General features: G+C 67.3%; 16 protein-coding genes. 13 read left to right on the top strand and 3 right to left on the bottom strand.

From position 1 onward, the window contains the following. Positions 1 to 65: 65 nt before the first annotated feature. The 6 genes from H8S47_RS08370 to H8S47_RS08345 all read left to right on the top strand — a co-directional run bounded on the left by H8S47_RS08370 (position 66) and on the right by H8S47_RS08345 (position 8,660). Positions 66 to 1,004, top strand: a complete 939-nt coding sequence (locus H8S47_RS08370) for a D-alanine--D-alanine ligase (protein ID WP_187503426.1) — start codon at positions 66 to 68, stop codon at positions 1,002 to 1,004. Next, entirely contained in the window at positions 1,001 to 1,963 is a 963-nt protein-coding gene (locus H8S47_RS08365; protein ID WP_187503425.1) for a cell division protein FtsQ/DivIB, read from the top strand. The genes H8S47_RS08370 and H8S47_RS08365 overlap by 4 nt, the downstream gene beginning before the upstream one ends. Position 1,964: 1 nt before the next feature. After that, positions 1,965 to 3,227, top strand: coding sequence for a cell division protein FtsA (gene ftsA / locus H8S47_RS08360; RefSeq protein ID WP_132897832.1), 1,263 nt, complete (start codon positions 1,965 to 1,967; stop codon positions 3,225 to 3,227). 113 nt (positions 3,228 to 3,340) lie between these two features. Then, positions 3,341 to 4,930, top strand: coding sequence for a cell division protein FtsZ (ftsZ, locus tag H8S47_RS08355; protein WP_187503424.1), 1,590 nt, complete (start codon positions 3,341 to 3,343; stop codon positions 4,928 to 4,930). Positions 4,931 to 5,286: 356 nt separating this feature from the next. Beyond that, on the top strand, positions 5,287 to 7,497 hold the full coding sequence (locus H8S47_RS18860) for an SPOR domain-containing protein (RefSeq protein ID WP_235982698.1): 2,211 nt from the start codon (positions 5,287 to 5,289) through the stop codon (positions 7,495 to 7,497). Further along, positions 7,494 to 8,660 carry a deoxyguanosinetriphosphate triphosphohydrolase gene (locus tag H8S47_RS08345; RefSeq protein ID WP_187503423.1) on the top strand — a complete coding sequence of 389 codons (1,167 nt, stop codon included), beginning with the start codon at positions 7,494 to 7,496 and terminating at the stop codon, positions 8,658 to 8,660. Before H8S47_RS18860 ends, H8S47_RS08345 begins: the two co-directional genes overlap by 4 nt. Positions 8,661 to 8,875: 215 nt before the next feature. Here the strand turns inward: H8S47_RS08345 and H8S47_RS08340 are convergent, their stop codons facing one another. Continuing rightward, entirely contained in the window at positions 8,876 to 9,169 is a 294-nt protein-coding gene (locus tag H8S47_RS08340; protein ID WP_187503422.1) for a hypothetical protein, read from the bottom strand. A 215-nt stretch (positions 9,170 to 9,384) separates the two neighbouring features. Here H8S47_RS08340 and H8S47_RS08335 point away from each other — a divergent pair, with 215 nt between their 5' ends. The 4 genes from H8S47_RS08335 to H8S47_RS08320 all read left to right on the top strand — a co-directional run bounded on the left by H8S47_RS08335 (position 9,385) and on the right by H8S47_RS08320 (position 14,741). Beyond that, positions 9,385 to 10,908 (top strand): DUF1800 domain-containing protein, encoded by a 1,524-nt coding sequence (locus tag H8S47_RS08335; RefSeq protein WP_187503421.1) that lies wholly within the window; start codon positions 9,385 to 9,387, stop codon positions 10,906 to 10,908. A gap of 2 nt (positions 10,909 to 10,910) precedes the next feature. Beyond that, the gene (locus H8S47_RS08330; protein ID WP_187503420.1) at positions 10,911 to 12,065 is read left to right on the top strand and encodes a DUF1501 domain-containing protein; all 1,155 of its coding nucleotides are present in this window, start codon (positions 10,911 to 10,913) and stop codon (positions 12,063 to 12,065) included. A 232-nt stretch (positions 12,066 to 12,297) separates the two neighbouring features. Next, entirely contained in the window at positions 12,298 to 14,022 is a 1,725-nt protein-coding gene (gene argS, locus H8S47_RS08325; protein WP_187503419.1) for an arginine--tRNA ligase, read from the top strand. Further along, positions 14,022 to 14,741, top strand: coding sequence for an SPOR domain-containing protein (locus H8S47_RS08320; RefSeq protein ID WP_187503418.1), 720 nt, complete (start codon positions 14,022 to 14,024; stop codon positions 14,739 to 14,741). The genes argS and H8S47_RS08320 overlap by 1 nt, the downstream gene beginning before the upstream one ends. Before the next feature lie 344 nt (positions 14,742 to 15,085). On the opposite strand, the gene H8S47_RS08315 is transcribed toward H8S47_RS08320, so the two are convergent. Next, positions 15,086 to 15,355, bottom strand: coding sequence for a hypothetical protein (locus tag H8S47_RS08315; protein ID WP_187503417.1), 270 nt, complete (start codon positions 15,353 to 15,355; stop codon positions 15,086 to 15,088). A gap of 276 nt (positions 15,356 to 15,631) precedes the next feature. Between H8S47_RS08315 and rnr the strand changes: the two genes are divergently transcribed. After that, positions 15,632 to 17,863 carry a ribonuclease R gene (gene rnr / locus H8S47_RS08310; protein WP_187503416.1) on the top strand — a complete coding sequence of 744 codons (2,232 nt, stop codon included), beginning with the start codon at positions 15,632 to 15,634 and terminating at the stop codon, positions 17,861 to 17,863. Between the two features lie 51 nt (positions 17,864 to 17,914). Next, entirely contained in the window at positions 17,915 to 18,211 is a 297-nt protein-coding gene (locus H8S47_RS08305; protein WP_187503415.1) for a hypothetical protein, read from the top strand. A 180-nt stretch (positions 18,212 to 18,391) separates the two neighbouring features. On the opposite strand, the gene H8S47_RS08300 is transcribed toward H8S47_RS08305, so the two are convergent. Beyond that, positions 18,392 to 19,549: a saccharopine dehydrogenase family protein gene (locus H8S47_RS08300; RefSeq protein WP_187503414.1), complete on the bottom strand. Its 1,158-nt coding sequence runs from the start codon at positions 19,547 to 19,549 to the stop codon at positions 18,392 to 18,394. A 110-nt stretch (positions 19,550 to 19,659) separates the two neighbouring features. Between H8S47_RS08300 and H8S47_RS08295 the strand changes: the two genes are divergently transcribed. Then, the gene (locus H8S47_RS08295; protein ID WP_187503413.1) at positions 19,660 to 19,998 is read left to right on the top strand and encodes a TfoX/Sxy family protein; all 339 of its coding nucleotides are present in this window, start codon (positions 19,660 to 19,662) and stop codon (positions 19,996 to 19,998) included. Positions 19,999 to 20,288 lie beyond the last annotated feature (290 nt).

Genomic DNA, 20,288 nt, shown 5'->3' with positions numbered 1-20,288 from the left:
CCGCCAAGCAGTGCAGCGCCTGGAACTGCCCCTCACCCAACCCTCTCCCCGGAGGGGAGAGGGCTATGACCGCGCCTCTTCACATCGCGGTGCTTATGGGCGGCTGGTCGGCGGAGCGTGAGGTTTCGCTGATGTCGGGTCATGGCTGTGCCGACGCGCTGGAGTCGCTGGGGCACCGGGTCACGCGGATTGATATGGGGCGGGATGTTGCTGCCAAGCTTGCCGAGGCGAGTCCCGACCTTGTGTTCAATGCACTGCATGGGACGCCTGGCGAGGATGGGTCTGTGCAAGGGCTGCTCGACCTGATGGGCCTGCGCTACACGCATTCCGGGCTGGCGACGTCGGTGATCGCGATCGATAAGGTGCTTACCAAGCTGCTGCTGGTTCCGGCAGGCGTGCCGATGCCGGGCGGGCGGATCGTCAAGTCGGCGGATCTGTTCGAGGGCGATCCGATGGCGCGGCCGTATGTGCTGAAGCCGGTCAACGAGGGTTCGTCGGTCGGCGTGGCGATCGTCACCGACAGCGGCAATTACGGCAATCCGATCGCACGCGACAGCGTCGGCCCTTGGGGCGAGTTCGAGGAGCTGCTGGCCGAGCCGTATATCCGTGGGCGCGAGCTGACGACCGCGGTGCTCGGCGGCAGGGCACTCGGCGTGACCGAGTTGAAGCCCAAGAGCGGCTGGTATGATTACGACGCGAAATACACCGGTGGGATGACGGTCCACGTCTGCCCGGCCGAGATTCCCGACGAGATCACCGATGCCTGCAAGAGCCTCGCGCTCGAAGCGCACCGGTTGCTCGGCTGCAAGGGCGCGTCGCGGTCGGACTTCCGCTGGGATGACGAGCGCGGCGTCGATGGGCTGTTCCTGCTCGAGGTGAATACGCAGCCGGGGATGACTCCGCTGAGCCTCGTTCCCGAACAGGCGCGGCACATCGGCATGAGCTATGCCGAGCTGGTGCAGGCGATCGTCGACGAGGCGCTTCAGGACCATCCTTCTCCATGAGCCGCACGATCAAGCGCGGTCCGCCGCCCAAGCGGCCCGCCCCGCGGCGGAAGGTCGCGGTCAAGAAGATGTCGGTGATGGACCGGCTGGTCGGGATGCTCCCGGTCAGCGAGGACACGCTTCGGAAAATCGCGACCTGGTCGATCCTCGGCGCGGGCGGTGCTGTGGCAATCGCCGCGGCGACGTGGGTCGGCATTCCGGGAATGATCGGCGCGGCGGTGGCCGAAGGCGCCGGGCGCGCGGGTTTCAAGGTCGAGCAGATCGAGGTCACCGGCCTCAAGCGGATGGACCGGATGTCGGTCTATGCGGTCGCGCTGGAGGACAAGCAGAACCAGACGTCGATGCTGTCGGTCGACCTCGAGGCGGTGCGCCAGAAGCTGCTGCGCTATGGCTGGATCGCGGACGCGCACGTCTCGCGGCGGCTGCCCAACACGATGCTGGTCGATATCGTCGAGCGGACCCCCGCCGCGGTGTGGCAGGACAATGGCCAGCTCACGCTGATCGACTCGTCGGGTGTGCTGCTGGAACCGGTCCAGCCCGATGCGATCCCGAACCTGCCGCTGGTCATCGGGCCGGGTGCGGATCGCCAGGAGGCGTCGTACCAGACCCTGCTCGCCGCCGCGCCCGCGCTGAAGCCGCGCGTGAAGGCCGCGACCTGGGTCGGCAACCGGCGCTGGGACCTGACGTTCGAGAGCGGTGAGACGTTGGCGCTACCGGAAGACGGTGCGCCGCGTGCGCTGGTGAAGTTCGCCGAACTGGATGGGGCGCGGCCGTTGCTGGGGCGCGGCTGGATCCGGTTCGACATGCGCGATCCGACCAAGCTGGTCGCGCGCAAGCCGGGCGCGAGCCTGGCGCACAGCGTCGACGTGCCGGCACCAGCTAGCGTGCCGGTAACGGGCGAGACTACGAATACTCCGTCGCAAACGGCGGGCGCGAACGTAACGGGCGGGGAGGGATGACATGGCAAAGGTGGCACCGGAAGGGCTGATCACGGCGCTCGATATCGGGTCGTCGAAGGTTTCGGCGATGATCGCGCAGAAGGGGGACGGCGGCGAGCTGATCGTGCTCGGTACCGGCCAGCGCGAGAGCCGCGGCGTCAAGCGCGGCTATATTGCCGACATGGCGACGACCGAGGCGGCGGTCCGCGAGGCGGTCGAGCAGGCCGAGCGGATCGCCGGGATCAACATCGAGAATGTCTGGGTCGGGTTCTCGGCCGGCGGGCTCGTGTCCGACGTCGCCGAGGTCGAGTTCGAACTGGGCGGCCACCGTGTCGAACAGCAGGATATCGACGCGTTGCTCGCCGCCGGGCGCAACTCGATCGATCCGCAGGGCAGGATGGTGCTGCACGCGCAGCCGGCGCTCTATACGCTCGACGGGCTTACGGGGGTGAAGACGCCGCTCGGTCTGCACGCGGATCGGCTCGGCGTGCATATCCATGTCGTCGCGGCGGACGGCTCGCCGGTGCGCAACCTCGATCTCTGCGTTCGCTCGGCGCATCTGGAGGTGAAGTCGATCATCGCCTCGCCGGTCGCGACCGGGCTCGCCTGCCTCAGCGAGGAGGAGCGTGAGCTCGGCGTCGCGCTGGTGGAGATGGGTGCCGGGATCACCAACGTGTCGCTGTTCGCGGGCGGGATGCTGGTGGGGCTGACGTCGATCCCGATGGGCGCGGCGGACATTACGGACGACATCGCCAGCGCGTTCGGCACGCGGCGGCAGAATGCCGAGCGGATGAAGTGCTTCCACGGCTCGGCCAACGCGAGCCCCCGCGACAATCACGACATGATCCCGGTCATGCCGATCTCCGCCGAGGACGGCGCGGGCGAGGGCGCGCAGATTACCAAGGCGCAACTGATCGGCGTGATCCGCCAGCGGCTCGAACATCAGATGGGGGAGGTGCGCAACGCGCTCACCAAGCTGAAGTTCGAGGGGCCGGTCGGGCGTCAGGTCGTGCTGACCGGCGGTGGTGCCGAGCTAAAGGGCATCGCGGACTATGCGCAGCAGGCGCTCGGGCGGTCGGTGCGGATCGGTCGACCGCGCGGACTGACCGCCTTGCCAGAGGCGCATGGCGGACCGGCGTTCGCGACGCTAGCGGGGTTGGCCTTCTATGCGGCGACCAACCCGATCGACCTTCGCGGGCTCGCGCCGCAGCGGACGACGGTGCATCGGCCAAAGGGTATGGGCATGGTGCGCAAGTTGATTCAGGCGGCGCGCGCGAATTATTAAGAGTTTCGAAGCGTCTGGCGTTATTTCGGCTGGAACAGGCCGTGACGTTGGTGCACACAGATTAATCAGGGGCCCGGCCGTAGCGTATCTACCGGGTTGTGCGGAGAACGGCGATGAGCATCGAATTCCTTAGTCCCGAAGTGGACGATCTGGCCCCCCGCATCGCGGTGATCGGCGTCGGCGGCGCGGGCGGCAACGCGATCGCCAACATGATGCGGGCCGACGTCCAGGGCGTCGACTTCCTCGTGGCGAACACCGACGCGCAGGCGTTGAAGCAGTCGACCGCACCGCAGCGGATCCAGCTGGGTACCAAGATTACGCAAGGGCTCGGCGCCGGCTCGCGGCCCGAGATCGGCCGCGCGGCAGCCGAAGAGACGATCGACCAGCTCGCCAAGATGCTCGAAGGCGCGCACATGTGCTTCATCACCGCCGGCATGGGCGGCGGCACGGGTACGGGCGCGGCACCGGTCATCGCCAAGGCGGCGCGCGACATGGGGATCCTGACCGTGGGCGTCGTGACCAAGCCGTTCGCGTTCGAGGGCAACCGTCGCGCGAAGTCGGCCGAGGGCGGCATCGACGAGCTGCAGAAGTACGTCGACACGCTGATCGTCATTCCGAACCAGAACCTGTTCCTCATCGCCAACGCGAACACGACCTTCAAGGAAGCGTTCACGATGGCGGACGAGGTGCTCCAGCAGGGCGTCCGCAGCATCACCGACCTGATGGTGATGCCGGGCCTCATCAACCTCGATTTCGCCGACGTCCGCTCGGTGATGCAGGAGATGGGCAAGGCGATGATGGGCACTGGCGAGGCCAGCGGCGACAACCGCGCGCTCGAGGCTGCTCAGAAGGCGATTTCGAACCCGTTGCTCGAAGGCGTCAGCATGCGCGGCGCAAAGGGCGTCATCATCTCGATCACCGGCGGCGACGACATGCGCCTGCTCGAAGTCGACGAAGCCGCGAATCACATCCGCGACCTGGTCGATCCCGATGCGAACATCATCTGGGGTTCGGCGTTCAACCAGGAGCTCGAAGGCAAGATTCGCGTCTCGGTCGTCGCGACCGGGATCGACGCCGATGCGCGTCCGCCCGAGGTTGCACCCGAGCCGACCCGCTCGTTCAGCTTCGGATCGCGCAAGACGGACGAGACCACCTCGTTCCGTCCGAGTGAGCCGGCTCCTGCGTCGGCCGCGCCCGCTGCGTCGTCGGCAGACGAAGAGCCGCTCGATCTGAACGCATCGTCGGAAGTCGAGCCGTCGTCGTCGAAGTCGGACGACGAGCTGGTGCTCGGTGCCGAGACGATCGTACCGCAGGCAGCACCATTGGCCGCGCCCGCGCCGGCCGTACCGGCGCCGCAGCCGGCTCCTGCGCCGCGCGTATATGGTGACGAGCCCTATGGTCGCGGTCCGATCGCACGTCCGGCTTCGGCATCGGCCGTGCCGCCGGCCCGTGCGCCGATCGCACCCGCCATTCCGGCGCCGACGCCTGCCGCGGACGAGGGTGGCGCGCGGCGCCGCTGGCTCGCGCCGGGTGCCGAAGCGGCTCCGGAGGCGGTTCCGGCCGCACCACGTGTGAAGCTGGGTGGTACGCTGTTCGAGCGCATGTCCAACGCAGCCCGCGGCGCGGCGAAGGAAGACGGCGAAGCGACCCCGCAGGATCCGCTCGACATCCCGCGCTTCCTGCATCGCCAGAACAACCAGTAAGCCTGAGCGCCGTTCTCTTGGTCTGGCGGGAGAACGGCGGGGCGAGATGGATTGGTCGGGGGTATCGTTCTCCAGCATCTGCACCTCCCCGGCGGAGGCCGGGGCCCAGCTGGCAAGGTTGATGTAACGGAGCGCTTTCGATCGGTATTTCCGTCTCCCCACTGGACCCCGGCCTTCGCCGGGGAGGCGGCATTTCAGAGTGAGCGCTTTTCCAAGATCGCATATGTCGAATCCGCAGATCGTAATCCTCGCCCGTTGCTTGCTCCTCGGTGCTGCACTCGTCGCCACCCCGCCCCAGTTCGCCGCGCCCATGCGTCGGAGACATTGCCGGTTCGGTTCGGCTGGCGTCTAGACAGATGATCCTCATGACCCGGTCCACGCATCATCTCCTGACTGCCGCGCTGGCGCTCGTGCTGGCCGCCGTGCCGTGCGCGGTTGGAGCGCAGGAAGTCGTGCAGGCGATCCCGGGGACGACCGATGCGGACAAGCTGGGCGATCTGATGCGCCGGGTCGCGAGCAATCCGCGCGACGTCGATGCGCTGATCCGGGCGGGCGACCTTTCGATGGGGTTGGGCGATCTGAGCGGTGCCGCGGCATTGTTCGCACGCGCCGAGAAAGTGAACCCGCGCGATGGTCGGATCAAGGCGGGGATGGGGTCGATCCTGGTCCGCTCGGAGCGGCCGGGCGAGGCGCTGCGCTATTATGCGCAGGCGGAAAGCCTCGGTCTCGACCCGCGGAATTTCGCGGCGGATCGCGGGCTCGCCTACGATCTGATCGGCCAGCAGGATCGTGCGCAGCGCGATTACCGGGTCGCGCTCCGCAATGCGCCGGATGACGAGACGATCAGGCGCTATGCGCTGTCGCTCGGGATTTCGGGGAAACCGGAACTCGCGATCCAGCAGCTCAATCCGCTCCTGCTCAAGAGCGATCGTGGCGCATGGCGGTCGCGCGCGTTCATCATCGCGATGAACGGCGACGTCGCGGGTGCCGAGAAGATCGCGACCACGATGATGCCCGCCGGCACCGCGCAGGGTCTGCAACCGTTCTTCCAGCGACTGCCGACCCTGCCTGCGAGCGACCGTGCGTTCGCTGTGCATTTCGGTGAGGTCCATGCGACGCCGGCGCGCCTGGCGGATGCGCGGATGGCGCCGCCGCTAGGCATCCTCGCCGCCGATCCGACCGCGCCGGTGATGATGGCTGCGGTGCCGCAACCGGTCGTCGTCGCCGCGTCCGGCAAGACCAAGCGCGGCCGTCGCAGCAAGCCGGGCCGGACCGAGATGGCCGCGACGACGCGCGCCACAACGCCGGTCCCGGTTGTCGCGACGCGTACCCCGACCACCCCCGCTCCGGCTATTCCCGCTGCGGTCGCACCGCCGGTTCAGCTCGCGTCGTCGTCGGTCCCGATGGTGCAGGCGGTGCCTGCGCAATCGACAGCGGCGCGTGTCGCGACACCGCAGCCGACGTATCGTGCACCGCAAGTCGCGCAGACCACCACCGTCGCGCCGCAGACTCAGGCACCGGTTGCAGTTGCACGCGTCGCACCGACCTCGACGCCGGTGCCCACCTCCGCGCCGACTTCGACAGGGGCGCTGCCCGCGCCCACGGTCACGCAGATGGCGGCCGTGCCCGCTGGGCGGATTCAGTCCGAAAGCAACACGCGCGTGGCCAATTCGATCGCGGCCGCGGCGGTCGCATCGGCGGGTACGACGGCCAAGCCGGTAGCGCCCAGCCCCGTGACACCGGCGCCGGTGCAACAGGCCTCGGTCCAGTCGCAGTCCGTGACACCGGCGCCGGTGCAGCAGGCTTCGGTCCAGCCACGGCCGGTTCAGCAGGCGAGTGCAGCACCGCTACCAACCCCCGGGTTCTCCGCAAATGGAGCGACGACGACTACGACGCCGGTCGAGGTTGCCGCGGCGATGCCGCCGCGCGCAGTGGCGGCGAGTGAGGATTCGATCCTCGCGCGGATCGTTGCCGGGTTGTCGATCCCGGCGTCAGAGCTCGATGTCGCGCCGATGCGCCCCGCGCCTGTCGTGACGCAGGCCGCGGTGCCGGTCTCCGACGACGCCGAGCGCGTGCTCGCCGAGGCGAAAGCCAAGCTCCAGCGCGATGCGGCGGCAAAGAAGATCGCGGCCGAGCAACTCGCTGCCGACAAGAAGGCTACCCTCGACAAGAAGGCGGCGGCGCGCAAAGCCATCGCCGACAAGAAGGCGCTAGCCGAGAAGAAGGCGGCCGCCGCCGAGAAGCTTGCTGCCGATAAGGCTGCGGCCGAGGAAAAGCGGATCGCGCGCGCCAATCCCGAACGCATCTGGGTGCAGGTGTCGACCGGCGCGACCGAGGGCGATCTGCCCAAGGCGTGGAAGGGTGTGAAGGCCAAGGCGCCGGCCGTGGTCGGCAGTCGCAGCGGCTGGACGACTCCTTGGAAGGCGACGAATCGCGTGCTGGCCGGGCCGTTCAAGACCGACGCGGAGGCGCGCACCTTCGTCAATCAACTCGCCAAGGAAGGCGTTTCGACGTTCAGCTTCACCAGCGAACCGGGCCAGGTCATCACGAAGTTGCCGTCGAAGTGAGTTACCGCGCGCCCTGGGCTTCAGACCCGGCGCGCAGCAAAGGACGGCTTCAGGAAGAACAGAACGGGTCCGTCCGTGGCCCGCGCGATGCCTTTCAGCGCGACCGAGACCGGATCATCCACTCGATCAGCTTCCGTCGCCTGCGGCACAAGACGCAGGTGTTCATGGCGCCGGACGGCGACCATTTCCGGGTACGCCTGACGCATAGCCTGGAAGTCGCGCAGATCGGCCGGACGATCGCGCGAACGCTGGCGCTGAACGAGGATCTGACGGAGGCCTTGTGCCTGGCGCATGACATCGGCCATCCGCCGTTCGGCCATGCCGGCGAGGATGCGCTGAAGGCGGCACTGACCGGACAGGGTGGGTTCGACCACAACGGTCATACGCTGCGCACGCTGATGACGATCGAGCGGCCGTATCCGATGTGGAATGGGCTCAACCTGACCTGGGAGACACTCGAGGGTCTTGCCAAGCATAATGGGCCGGTGCGGCATCCGGGTTGGGCGCTGGCCGCGGCGGATGCGGAGTTTCCGCTCGCGCTGACCAGTTTTTCGTCGCTCGAGGCACAGGTCGCGGCGATTGCGGACGATATCGCGTACGACAATCACGACATCGACGATGGCTTGCGCGCCGGACTGTTGACGCTCGACCAGATGCTGGCGGTGCCGCTGGTCGCGAGCGGCTGGGACGACGTCCGCCGGCGGTTCCCGGACATTGCGCCGAAGCGGCTGGTCGGCGAACTCGTCCGCACGCAGATCGGGACGATGGTCAACGATCTGATCGCCGAAACCCGTCGGCGGATCGCGGCGAGCGGCGTCACCAGCGTCGACGACGTCCGCGCCGCCGGGCAGTGCCTGGTCGGCTTCTCGCCCGAAATGCGCGAGGCGGAGCGCGATCTGAAGCGCTTCATGTACGCCAATCTCTATCATCATCCGCGCCAGCTGGCGGCGGCGGATGCGGCACATGGAATCGTGTCGGGGCTGTTCGCGGTCTATCGCGACGATCCGGCGACGATCCCCGAGGAATGGCGCGAGCGGTTACCTGCGGAAGATCCCGACCGCAGCCGGCATATCGCGGATTTCATCGCCGGGATGACGGATCGGTACGCGGTGTCACGCTACCGAGACCTGGTCGGCCCGATCGACCTGCCCGAAGGCTTCTGAGCGACTGATCCTCCCCCGCCAGGGGGAGGTGGCGCCGAAGGTGACGGAGGGGGAGGACGCGCAACCGATGTTGGCGCTTACCTCCCCCTCCGTCGGGCAAGTGCCAGCCACCTCCCCCTGGCGGGGGAGGATCGAAACAGTAAATCGCACCAAACGCAAAACGGCGGCCGGACCAAGGTCCGACCGCCGCTGCAATCATCTAAAAGCCCGTAAGCTCAACGCGTGACCGAAGCGATCCCGCCGGCAGCGCCATTGGCCTCTGCGGTCTTGAACGCGACCGGTACGCCGCCCGACACACCCGACACGCGATCGCCGCGGACGATCAGGTGGAACTTCTGGCCCGACGGATAACGACGACCGTCGATGACCTGGCGGCCACCGTCCTGCGTCGTGGTGTAAACGTACGTGCTGCCCTCATGGACGAAGCTCTGCTTCGCGTCGGCGGCCATGCCGATCGTCGAGGTGAGGGCGGCGGCGACTGCTGCGATGATCTTGATGGTCGTGCGCATGATCGTATCTCCCGAAGTGCGTCGAGCCGGATCAGCTCTTCACCCAACTCTCGAGTCGGATAAATATTGCGGTGCAGCATAAGCCGCAATTGCAAAGCCGGCGATCACGCTTGCGTGCGCTGCAACGACGTATCGACCTGGCGATGCGGTGAACTGCGACGGTGACATAGTTCCGCGACATCTCAGGCCCATAGCCGACGCGAAGGAGAGGGATCGTGTCTGCTTCCAGTATCGCGCTCAATCGGTTCGGCCTTGGTGCGAGGCCCGGGGGCGGCGTTTCCGGCGATCCGGCGAAATGGGTGCTGGCGCAGTGCGAGCGCTTCGATGCGCGGCCCGCGGCGATCGCCGGCGCGCCGTCGACGGCGAGCGTTTCGGCGACCCTGGCGACGTATTTCGCGCAGCAGAGGATGATCAGGGCGGAGTTCGGACCTCGTAGGCCGAAACCGGCGCCGGGCGCCGCGGCGCCGATGAAGGCGCCGGGCATCTCGACGCCGATGACGGCACCCGCCATGCCAGCCACGATGGCCCCGCCCGCCATGCCCGGTCCAGCCGCAGACAATCCCGGCGAAGCGGCCCGGCGCGCCGCGCGGCAACTCGCCGGCAAGCAGAGTCGCGACGATTACGGCGGCGCCGTTGCGGCCCGGACGGTGGCCGCGCTGACGAGCGATGCGCCGTTCGTCGAACGGCTCGTGCATTTCTGGGCGAACCATTTCGCGGTTTCCACCGACAAGCTCGAAGTCACCGGGCTCGCCGGGCCGATGGAGTTCGAGGCGATCCGCCCGCACGTCCTCGGCACGTTTGCCGACATGCTGAACGCGGTCGAGCGTCATCCGGCGATGCTGCTGTATCTCGATCAGGCGGTCTCGGTCGGCCCCGACAGTCCGTTCGTCGCGCGCCGACCCAGGCGACGCACCGGTCTCAACGAAAATCTCGCGCGTGAAATCATGGAACTTCACACGCTCGGCGTCCGCAGCGGGTACACCCAGGCCGATGTCACCGAATTCGCGCGGGCGATGACCGGCTGGACGGTCGCGGGGATCGGTCGCGGGCCCGGTGCGCGCATGCAGGATGACGCGCGTCCTGGCGCGTTCTTGTTTCTCGCTGAGGTGCATCAGCCGGGCGACCGGACCGTGATGGGCAAGCGCTATCCCGCGGCAGGCGAGGCGCAGGCGCATGCGGTGCTGGCCGATTTTGCGGTCCATCCGGCGACCGCGACCCACATCGCGACCAAGCTCGCGCGGCACTTTGCCGGCGATACGCCGCCGCCGGCGATGGTGAAGCGCCTCCAGGCCGCGTTCCTCACATCGGGCGGCGACCTGCCGACGGTCTATCGCGTACTGGTCGCGTCCCCCGAAGCGTGGGTGACGCAGCCGGTGAAATTCAAATCGCCGTGGGAATGGTATGTCTCGACGCAGCGCGCGCTCGGCACGACGATGGTCCAGCCGGGGCTGACGGTGGGCATGATGAACCAGCTCGGCCAGCCGGTGTGGAAGCCGGGGCAACCGGTCGGCTACGACGATATCGCCGCCGCCTGGGCCGGGCCCGACGCGATCCTGCGGCGGGTTGAGGCAGCGGAGCGGTTTGCCGCGCGTGCCGGGCCGGTCGATGCCCGCGCACTGGCGCCGACGCTGTTCCCGGCCTCGCTCAGTGCCGCCACCACGCAGGCGCTCGCGCGTGCGGAAAGCCCGGCGCAGGCGCTCGCACTGCTGCTCGTCGCCCCTGAATCGATGCGGAGATAGTCATGCTCGACCGTCGTTCCTTTCTCTCGACCGGTACGCTCGGCGTGCTGGCGTCCGCCTTCGCGCCGCGCATCGCCTTCGCGCGGGCCGCGACCAACAAGCGGTTCGTGTTCGTCATCCAGCGCGGGGCGGCGGACGGGCTCGGCACGATCGGTGCGGTCGGAGATCCCGCGTTCGCCGGGGTCAGGGGTGATCTCGCGGCCGACTTCGCCACCGGCACGAAGCTCGACGGCATGTTCGCGTTGCATCCGGCGATGACGGCGAGCGCGGGTCTCTACAAACAGGGCCAGGCGCTGTTCGCGCACGCGATCGCCTCGCCTTACCGCGATCGATCGCATTTCGACGGGCAGAACGTGCTCGAGACGGGGGGGGCGAGCGCGTATCAGGTGCGCGACGGGTGGCTGAACCGACTGCTGGGCGTACTGCCCGCGGAGGAGGCGCGGGCGATCGCGGTGGCGGCGACCGTGCCGATGGCGCTTCGCGGCCGGCGTGAGGTGGCGTCCTACGCGCCGTCGAACCTGCCGGATGCGTCCGACGATCTGCTGCAACGCGTGGCGATGCTCTACGACGGCGACCGGCAATTGCACGCGCTGTGGAGCGAGGCGATGGCGACACGCCAGTTGACCAGCGATCTCGGCCAGGACGGCGGCCGTAACGCCGCCGCGACCGGCGCGCTGGCTGCTCGGTTGCTGAAGCCCGACAATGGCGCGCGGATCGCGATGATCGAGACGGGCGGCTGGGATACGCATACCGGCCAGCGCGGGCGGCTGGCGGCGCAGTTGAAGGGCCTCGATGCGATGGTCGCGTCGCTGCAGGCGGGGCTGGGGCCGTTATGGGCGGACACGATGGTGCTCGTCGCGACCGAGTTTGGGCGGACTGTGGCGGTGAACGGCACCGGCGGCACCGATCATGGCACGGGCACGGCGGCGATGCTGTTCGGGGGTGCAGTGAAGGGTGGGCGGGTCGTGTCCGACTGGCCGGGTCTCGCCCCCGCTGCGCTGTACGAGGCGCGCGATCTGAAGCCGACGATGCAGTTGGATGCGTTCATCGGCGGGGCGGTGTCGTCGCATTTCGGCGTCGAGCCGGCGCGGGCGATGGCGGCGCTGTTCCCGGCGAGCGCGAAGACGGCCGCGGTCGAGGGTTTGGTGCGGGTGTAAAAATCGGCGGTGAACCGTAATTTCTGTTCCCTCGCGAACGCGGGGGCCCAGGATCTCGGGCGATGAGCGTGATTTAGCTGGGCCCCCGCGTCCGCGCGGGGAACGGGTACCGCTTCCCTTGCGGCGGATCGCGATGGACGGTTACCGCCTGCCAACCCAGCGACGGGATTAAAATTGAGCGCCGTGCCGCTATGGTCTAGAGCGCGCGCTTCCTTGTGATACCGGAATTGCCATGACGCTCTACACCCGTTTTGCCGCGCATATCGATGCGGCGCTCGACACGCTGACCGCGGCGGGGACGCTGCCGGCTGGCCTCGACCGCAAGAACGTGACGGTCGAGCCGCCGCGCGACACGAGCCACGGCGATCTCGCGACCAACGCCGCGATGGTACTGGCGAAGCCCGCCAAGACCAATCCGCGCGTGCTGGCCGATGCGCTAGTCGTCGAGCTGTCGAAGCTTGAGGACGTCGCGTGGGCGAGCGTCGCCGGGCCGGGCTTCATCAACATGAAGCTGACCGACGACGCTTGGCGCGCCGAACTTGCGGCGATCCCGGCGGCGGGTGCCGATTACGGCCGCTCGAAGCAGGGCGAGGGGATCACGGTCAATATCGAATATGTCTCGGCCAATCCGACCGGGCCGATGCACATGGGGCATTGTCGCGGCGCGGTGGTCGGCGATGCGCTCGCCAGCCTGCTCGAATTCGCCGGGCACCGGGTGATCCGCGAATATTACGTCAACGACGCCGGCGGGCAGGTCGACGTGCTCGCCCGCTCCGTACACTTGCGCTACCGCGAGGCGCTCGGCGAGACCGTCGAGATCCCCGAGGGCCTGTATCCCGGCGACTATCTCGTCCCCGTCGGCCAGTCGCTCGCGAAGGAGTTCGGCGGCCGCTATGTCGGCGCGCCCGAGAGCGAATGGCTCGCCGTCTTCCGCACGCAGGCGGTCGCGGCGATGATGGTGATGATCCGCGCCGATCTCGCGCTGCTCGGGATCGAGCACGAGGTGTTCTCGTCCGAGGCCGAACTGCAGGCCGCAAAGAAGCCCGAAGCGGCCGAGGCGGAGCTGCGGTCGCGTAATCTCGTCTATGACGGCGTTCTCGAAGCGCCGAAGGGCGAGACGCCCGACGATTGGGAGCCGGTCGAGCTGCCGCTGTTCCGCTCGACGCAGTTCGGCGACGACCAGGATCGCCCGATCAAGAAGTCGAACGGGTCCTGGACCTATTTCGGCGCCGATCTCGCCTATCATTTCCAGAAGAGCCAGAGCGCCGATCAGCTGATCGACATCTGGGGTGCCGATCATGGCGGTACGGTCAAGCGGATCGTCGCGGCGGTGGCCGCGCTTACCGGCGGCAAGACGCGGTTCGACGTCAAGCTGGTCCAGATGGTCCGGCTGTTGCGTAACGGCGAGCCGGTCAAGATGTCGAAGCGCTCAGGCAATTTCGTCACGCTGGCGGACGTCGTGCGCGAAGTGGGCAAGGACGTCGTGCGCTTCACGATGCTGACCCGGCGGTCCGATGCGCAGATGGATTTCGACTTTGCCAAGGTGGTCGAGGCATCGAAGGACAACCCGGTTTTCTACGTCCAGTACGCGCATGCCCGCATCGCATCGCTGCATCGGCGCGCGGAAGAGGCGGGAATTACGCCGATTGCGGCCGATTTGTCCCGGCTTGATACGGACGAACTGGCGCTCGTGCAGCTCGCGGCACAGTTCCCGCGGCTCGTCGAGATCGCCTCGACGGCGCGCGAGCCACATAGAATCGCGTTCTATCTCTATGACTTGGCTGCGGCGTTTCATGCGCTGTGGAACGTCGGCAACGACCGTCCCGATCGCCGCTTCCTAGTGATCGAGGATCCGCAGGCGACGGCCGCACGGCTTTTCTTGGCGTCCGCTATAGGGCAGATTATTCATAATGGCCTCGCCATCATGGGTGTCGAAGCGGTTTCGGAGATGAAGTGATGGCCGACGACATGGATCTGCGCGAGGAAGACCGGCTCCCCTGGCTCGAAACCGTCGAGCCGGACGAGCAGGACACGGTCGGCATCGGCCGCGTGATCGCGCTGGTCGTACTCGGGCTGGCGGTGCTCGCAGCGATCATTTTCGGCATCTACAAGCTGCAACAGCGCACACCCACGGGCGACGGCCAGCTGATCGCCGCGCAGGAAGGCGATTATAAGGTCAAGCCCGACGATGCCGGCGGTCTGAAGGTCAAGGGCGAGGGCGACTCGGCGATCGCGACGAGCGCAGGCAAGTCGGGCAATGGCGCGATCGACCTGCGCGGCGTGCCGGAAGCGCCGGTCGACGGCAAGCGTGCGGTGGCGCCCAAGACCTCCGACGTGGCAGGTCGCAACGCCGTCGCCCAGGTACCAGCCTCAAGTGGCCGTCTGGTCGCCGCCGCACCGATGGCGCCGTCACGCTCGGGCACCGCGAACGCCGCGACGGGTGGCTCACTGGTCCAGCTCGGCGCCTATCCGAGCGAGGCGGTCGCGAACGCGGCATGGACGAATTTCTCGAAGCGGTTCGCGTATATCGCGGCGCTGGGTAAGTCGGTCCAGCCGGTCGCGACGGGGGGGCGCACGCTGTACCGGCTGCGCGTCAATGCGGGCAGCGCGAACCAGGCGGCGGATATCTGCGGTCGGTTGCGTGTAGCGGGCGAGACGTGCTTCGTTGCGAGCTGAGGTCGCTGGCTGACTGACCACATAAGTCTCCCGCGAGGGCGGGGGGCCGGGGGCCGGGCCACGTCGCGAGTGAGCGTTGGACCCTGCGCGTTCGCGGGGGAGCGGTCTAGCTTTTAACGGACGGGTGGCAGAGATCACCGGGCATCAACCTCATGCCTACGGGACAGCAGCGTAACTCGCGACGCCCGACCAATCGACACTCGCCAGCCGATTCGAAGACCCGCTGTGCCCGTCCGGTCGCCCTCACGGGGAAATCTTTACCTGCACCGGGGATAGATGCGGTCGCTGGCGGCCAGTTGGCACTGCGTGGCTATCCCCGTGTCGTTCGTGATCGGTCTGCTGCGTTACAGCGAACGACGGTGCTTCCCGCCGTATTTACGCCCGATATAGTCGCCGATCTGCGCGACTTCGGTTGCTGCGGCACGTGCGCCTTCCATCTGGCAGGGCAGGGGATCATGCGCATGATCGGCGACGCGCGCCTGGACCTTGTCGCACAGCTCCTCGATGTCCGCGCGCGACAGGACGTTTTTCTCGCGCAGCAGGCAGATGAGGCTTTGCAGGATGACAAGGTTTTTGTCCTCGGGATCCGCTTCGAGCTTCAGGGACGTTGCCATGATCTCTCTCCTTGACCGTTTCACAACAGACTATGCCGATCGCGATACGTTGCAAGTGGAAATGCGCGAAAGCGTACCGATATCTCGAATACTATGTTTTGAACCCGGCTTTAGCGTAGGGTGTGCACAGATGTCTGCGTACCTGATTGGGAATAATCGGTCGGATTGGCTGGTTGGCCATGTAGTCTCGCGGTAGATTGGCACGGGCAAAACCTGGCCTCGAGGCATGACCGGTTGCGGGGTGACGGAACGGGTCGGCGTGCTTATCTCTGTGCCATGTACAAACCAAAAGCCGGTCTTCCGACGCGCGAGCAGATCCTCGACTTCATCGCCACCTCCGACGTGCCCGCGGGCAAACGCGAGATCGCCAAGGGCTTCGGGCTCAGCGCGCAGGACAAGATTGGTCTCAAGGCCTTGCTCAAGGACATGGCCGACGAGGGTCTGATCGACAGCGCCCCCGGTCGTGCGTTCCACAAGATGGGCGGCATCCCGAAGGTGACGGTGCTGCGGATCGCCGATGTCGACGATGGCGGTAACGTCTGGGCGGTGCCCGAGCGCTGGGAAGCGGAGGGCGTGCCGCCGCCACGGTTGCGCGTGCGCGAGCGGAAACGGGGTGCGCTGGGCGTTGGCGAGCGCATCCTTGCGCGGACCGAGGAGGCGGGGAACGGCTGGATCGCGCATCCGATGAAGGTGCTCGCGCCCGCGTCGGAGCAGGTGCTCGGCGTGTTGCGCGAGGAGGCCGGGCGGCTGTGGCTGACCGGCGTCGACAAGCGCGAGCGGCGCGAGTTCGCGGTGGCGGATGCGGGCGGTGCTGCGCCGGGCGATCTCGTACTGGCGGAACTCGCGGGCAAGCCGCCGAAGATTGCGGCGCGCGTCGTGCAGAAGCTGGGTGATCCGTTCGCAGCACGCAGTTTCTCGCTGATCGCGATCCACAAGCTCGGCATCCCGGACGTGTTCTCGCAGGAGGCGCTCGACGAAGCGGAGCGGGTCTCGAAGCTGCCGTTAGGTGAGGGGCGCGAGGATCTGCGCGATTTGCCGATCGTCGCGATCGATCCCGAGGATGCGCGCGACCACGACGATGCGGTCTGGGCCGAGGCGGACGACGATCCCTCCAATGCGGGCGGGTGGAAGGCGATCGTCGCGATCGCCGATGTCAGCTTTTACGTGCGGCCGAAGTCGGAGGTCGATCGCGAGGCGCGGCAGCGCGGGAACTCGGTGTATTTTCCCGACCGCGTCGTGCCGATGCTGCCGGAGATCCTGTCGGCGGAGGTGTGTTCGCTGAAGGAAGGTGCCGACCGTGCCGCGCTCGCCTGCCATTTGCGGATCGGCAAGGATGGCTCGCTCAAGTCGTGGCGCTTTACGCGCGCGGTAGTGCGGATCGCGGCGAACCTGGCGTATGAGGAGGCGCAGGCGATCATCGACGCCGCATCGCCGGTGGAGGACGACCGCGGCGATATGCTGAGCGTATTGCAGCCGCTCTGGGCCTGCTGGCATGCGCTGGCCAAGGCGCGCGATGCGCGGGCGCCGCTCGATCTCGACCTTCCCGAACGCCGCGTGGTGCTCGACGAGCAGGGGCGGATCATGTCCGTTTCGCCACGCGAACGGCTCGATGCGCACCGGCTGATCGAGGATTACATGATCGCCGCCAACGTCGCTGCCGCCAAGGCGCTGGAGGCGAAGAAGGCGCCGGTCATGTACCGCATCCACGAGCCGCCGAGCCGCGAGAAGCTGGCGGCGCTCAAGGAGTATCTGGAGACGTTCGACGTGCCGTTTGCGCTCGGGCAGGTCGTCCGTCCGGCGACCTTCAACCACATCATCGAGCGGATCGGCGATGCGGACTTCCGTCCGCAGGTGATGGAGCAGATCCTTCGCACCCAGACCCAAGCCTATTACGCGCCGGGCAATCACGGGCATTTCGGCCTCAGTCTGGGCAGCTACGCGCATTTCACCTCGCCGATCCGGCGTTATGCCGATCTGCTTGTCCACCGTTCGCTGGTCTCGGCCTACGGGCTCGGCGAGGGCGGGTTGCCGGCGGACGATGCGGCCAACATGGAGTCGGTCGGCGAGATCATCAGCCGGCTCGAGCGCCGCGCGATGGAGGCCGAGCGCGACACCACCGATCGCTATGTCGCGGCGTTCCTGTCGGAGCGCGTCGGCCAGGTGATGGACGTGCGGATCACCGGCGTGACCAATTTCGGCTTCTTCGCGACGGTCGAGGGGATCGGTGGCGACGGCCTGATGCCGGTGCGCGACCTGGGTGGCGAATATTTCCGCTTCGACGAGGGCGCGCGAACCCTGACCGGCGAGCATAGCGGCGACGTCTTCGCGCAAGGCCAGACGCTGGAGCTGCGGCTGGCGGAGGCGAACCCGGTTTCGGGGGCGCTGCGCTTCGAGATGCCCGAGGGGAAGGGCGCTGCTCCCCCGATGCGCGGGGGACGCAAGCCGGCGCGAGAGATCAAGCGGCGCGGACGCCCTGCGAACATCCGCCATCAAGGCAAGCGGCGTTAGGATTTGCGCAAACCCCCCGCGTTATGCGACGTCTGGGCGGGGGAGACTGGTATGTGGAGATTAGGTCTAGGCCGGTCGCGGCGGCGGATCGTCAATGATTTCGTCGCAGCGAAGGCGACGACGGCCGCGCGCGCGATCGCGTATGAAGCGGCTGACCAGCGCACGTTTCGACGCCTGTGCGGCTATGGCGCGATCGTCGAAGACGGCGCGGGGCGCTATCATCTCGACGCGGACAGGCTCGGCGCGTTTCGCGGTGCGGTGCGCAGGCGGGCCGCGGCGATTGCGGCGACGTCGGGCGTGGTCGCCAGTGCCGCCGCGGCTGCAACGGTGTTCGCGCTGGCTGAGTAACGGGGGCGGAGTGACGGGGGGCGTTGATCAGAATTGCCCGGTATTCGTCATGCCGGGCCTGTTCCGGCATGCACCGTCCCGCCTACTCTACCGCCGACGAGTTTGCTGATCGGTGGACCCCGGAACAGGTCCGGGGTGACGGAGTGAACCGGTAAGCAGTAGACGCAACACGCCGTGACATCACCCGACCGTAAAGCTCAGCCCCGCCTTTGCCACCAACCGATCGCGCAGTTTCGTGCCCATCAGCGCGCCCGGCGTCCAGATTCCGCCGTCTCCCTCGATGTCCTGCACTAGGCACAAGGCTGCCTCCGCGATCATCTTGCTGGTCGAGCCATAGCCGGGATCGCGATCGCCCGTGACGACCGCATCGATCCGCTCGCCGTCGGGCATCAGACCTGCGAACAGCAGATCGTAATGGCCGGCGTCGCGTTCCTCCTTCGATGGTCCCTCGCCGGACTTGGGGCCCTTGTCGCCCGAGAACGGGTTGAACTTGGCGATCGCCTCGGCGGCCACCTTGCCGAGATCGCCGAGGCCGGCGACCATCATCTCGTCATAGACGAAGTCCGCGCCATAGGCCTCGCCGAGCAGGAAATTGGTGCGGTGGACGTTCTTGGTGTTGATCGGCGCCATGACGAACGGCGCGACCCACGCGGAGATGGTCGTGTCGTATTCGGGGATCAGCCCGGTCGGCTGGTGCGGCCCGCTGAAACCCGGCGTCAGCGCGAACGGGCTGGTCAGCAGCTTGACGATGCCAGGATCGCGCGTGGCGGCGGCAAGCGTCGCCTTGAGGCTGGCCGCAGTGCCGCCCGAGAACGTGCCCTGCATTTTGCGCACGCGGCCTTTCACTCGGGGCGCTGGGATGCCGTATTTGGCCTTCGCGGCGTCCTGTAACGTCAGCACGCCGAGATCGAACGGGATGCTGTCGAAGCCGCACGAGAACACGATCCGCGCGCCGGTCCGCGTCGCTTCGCCTTCGTGCGCGTTGATCATGTGGCGCATCCAGGCAGGCTCGCCGCACAGGTCGACATACCCGGTCCCGCTCGCGGCGCAGGCGGCTACTAGGTCGGAGCCGTAAAGCTGGTATGGTCCGACCGTGGAAATGACGACGGTGGCCCGCTCCGCCATCGCGCGAAGGCTGGCGGGGGTGTCGGAGTCGGCAATGATCAGCGGCGTGTCGGCGGGCGCACCGATCAGATCGCGGACCTCCTGGAGCTTTGTCAGCGTCCGCCCGGCCATCGAGCAGCGAACGCCGCTCGGGTAGGTCTGGACGAGGTATTCCGCGACCAGCCGTCCGGTGAAGCCGGTCGCACCGTAGATGACGATATCGAAGTCCCGCATATCCACCTCCTGTTTCGCCGAGTTTTGCGCGCGTGCGCGCGTCGTCGCAAGCGAAACGCCAATGTGGGCCGGGACTCGCCATCTCCGCAACGATCTGCCAGCATCGGCGGATGGCATCCGATCGCAAAACCGTCGCGTTCATCGTCGACCAGCTCGCCGCGGCGGGGGATGTCTCCGCAAAGCTTATGTTCGGCGAATACGGGCTCTATTGCGATGGCCGGATGGTCGCGATGATCTGCGACGACCAGCTGTTCGTGAAGCCGACCGCAGGCGGTCGCGCGTTTGCGGGGGTAATCGACGAGGCACCGCCGTATCCGGGCGCGAAGCCGTGCCTGCTGGTCAATGCGGATCGCTGGGACGACGCCGAGTGGCTCGCTCAGCTCGTTCGGATCTCGACCGCGGAACTGCAGATGCCGAAACCCAAAAAGCCCAAAGGAACGAAGGTCTAGGGCGTATCGAGGTTCAGGCTGAGTCTACGAACCGAATCATGCCCAGTCATGCCGGGCCTGTTCGGGCATCCAAGATGCAGCACGATCGATCGATTTAGGTTTGAGGCACCGCGTCCCGAAACACCTCGATGCTTACTCCGTTAGAACCAGTGCACCCCCCCGGCGGAGGCCGGGGTCCAGTTGGGAAACGTCGATTACGACGGCTGCGCTCCATTACTGCGACCTTTCCAACTGGACCCCGGCCTCCGCGGGAGAGGTGCCTGTCGGTCGGGTATGATTACGGATCCAGT

Origin of the sequence: Sphingomonas albertensis (assembly GCF_014358075.1) — a bacterium.
Lineage (GTDB): Bacteria > Pseudomonadota > Alphaproteobacteria > Sphingomonadales > Sphingomonadaceae > Sphingomonas > Sphingomonas albertensis.
The sequence above is the reverse complement of the archived record's forward strand: the minus strand, read 5'-3'. Positions and strand labels throughout refer to the sequence as shown.

Bases quoted from the DNA above. Each gene is read 5' to 3' on its own strand.
- H8S47_RS08300 (WP_187503414.1), bottom strand. From the start codon at position 19,549: ATGCGGGACTTCGATATCGTCATCTACGGTGCGACCGGCTTCACCGGA.
- H8S47_RS08330 (WP_187503420.1), top strand. From the start codon at position 10,911: ATGCTCGACCGTCGTTCCTTTCTCTCGACCGGTACGCTCGGCGTGCTG.
- H8S47_RS08320 (WP_187503418.1), top strand. From the start codon at position 14,022: ATGGCCGACGACATGGATCTGCGCGAGGAAGACCGGCTCCCCTGGCTC.
- H8S47_RS08340 (WP_187503422.1), bottom strand. From the start codon at position 9,169: ATGCGCACGACCATCAAGATCATCGCAGCAGTCGCCGCCGCCCTCACC.
- H8S47_RS18860 (WP_235982698.1), top strand. From the start codon at position 5,287: ATGATCCTCATGACCCGGTCCACGCATCATCTCCTGACTGCCGCGCTG.
- rnr (WP_187503416.1), top strand. From the start codon at position 15,632: ATGTACAAACCAAAAGCCGGTCTTCCGACGCGCGAGCAGATCCTCGAC.
- H8S47_RS08315 (WP_187503417.1), bottom strand. From the start codon at position 15,355: ATGGCAACGTCCCTGAAGCTCGAAGCGGATCCCGAGGACAAAAACCTT.
- H8S47_RS08365 (WP_187503425.1), top strand. From the start codon at position 1,001: ATGAGCCGCACGATCAAGCGCGGTCCGCCGCCCAAGCGGCCCGCCCCG.
- ftsA (WP_132897832.1), top strand. From the start codon at position 1,965: ATGGCAAAGGTGGCACCGGAAGGGCTGATCACGGCGCTCGATATCGGG.
- argS (WP_187503419.1), top strand. From the start codon at position 12,298: ATGACGCTCTACACCCGTTTTGCCGCGCATATCGATGCGGCGCTCGAC.
- H8S47_RS08305 (WP_187503415.1), top strand. From the start codon at position 17,915: ATGTGGAGATTAGGTCTAGGCCGGTCGCGGCGGCGGATCGTCAATGAT.
- H8S47_RS08295 (WP_187503413.1), top strand. From the start codon at position 19,660: ATGGCATCCGATCGCAAAACCGTCGCGTTCATCGTCGACCAGCTCGCC.
- ftsZ (WP_187503424.1), top strand. From the start codon at position 3,341: ATGAGCATCGAATTCCTTAGTCCCGAAGTGGACGATCTGGCCCCCCGC.
- H8S47_RS08370 (WP_187503426.1), top strand. From the start codon at position 66: ATGACCGCGCCTCTTCACATCGCGGTGCTTATGGGCGGCTGGTCGGCG.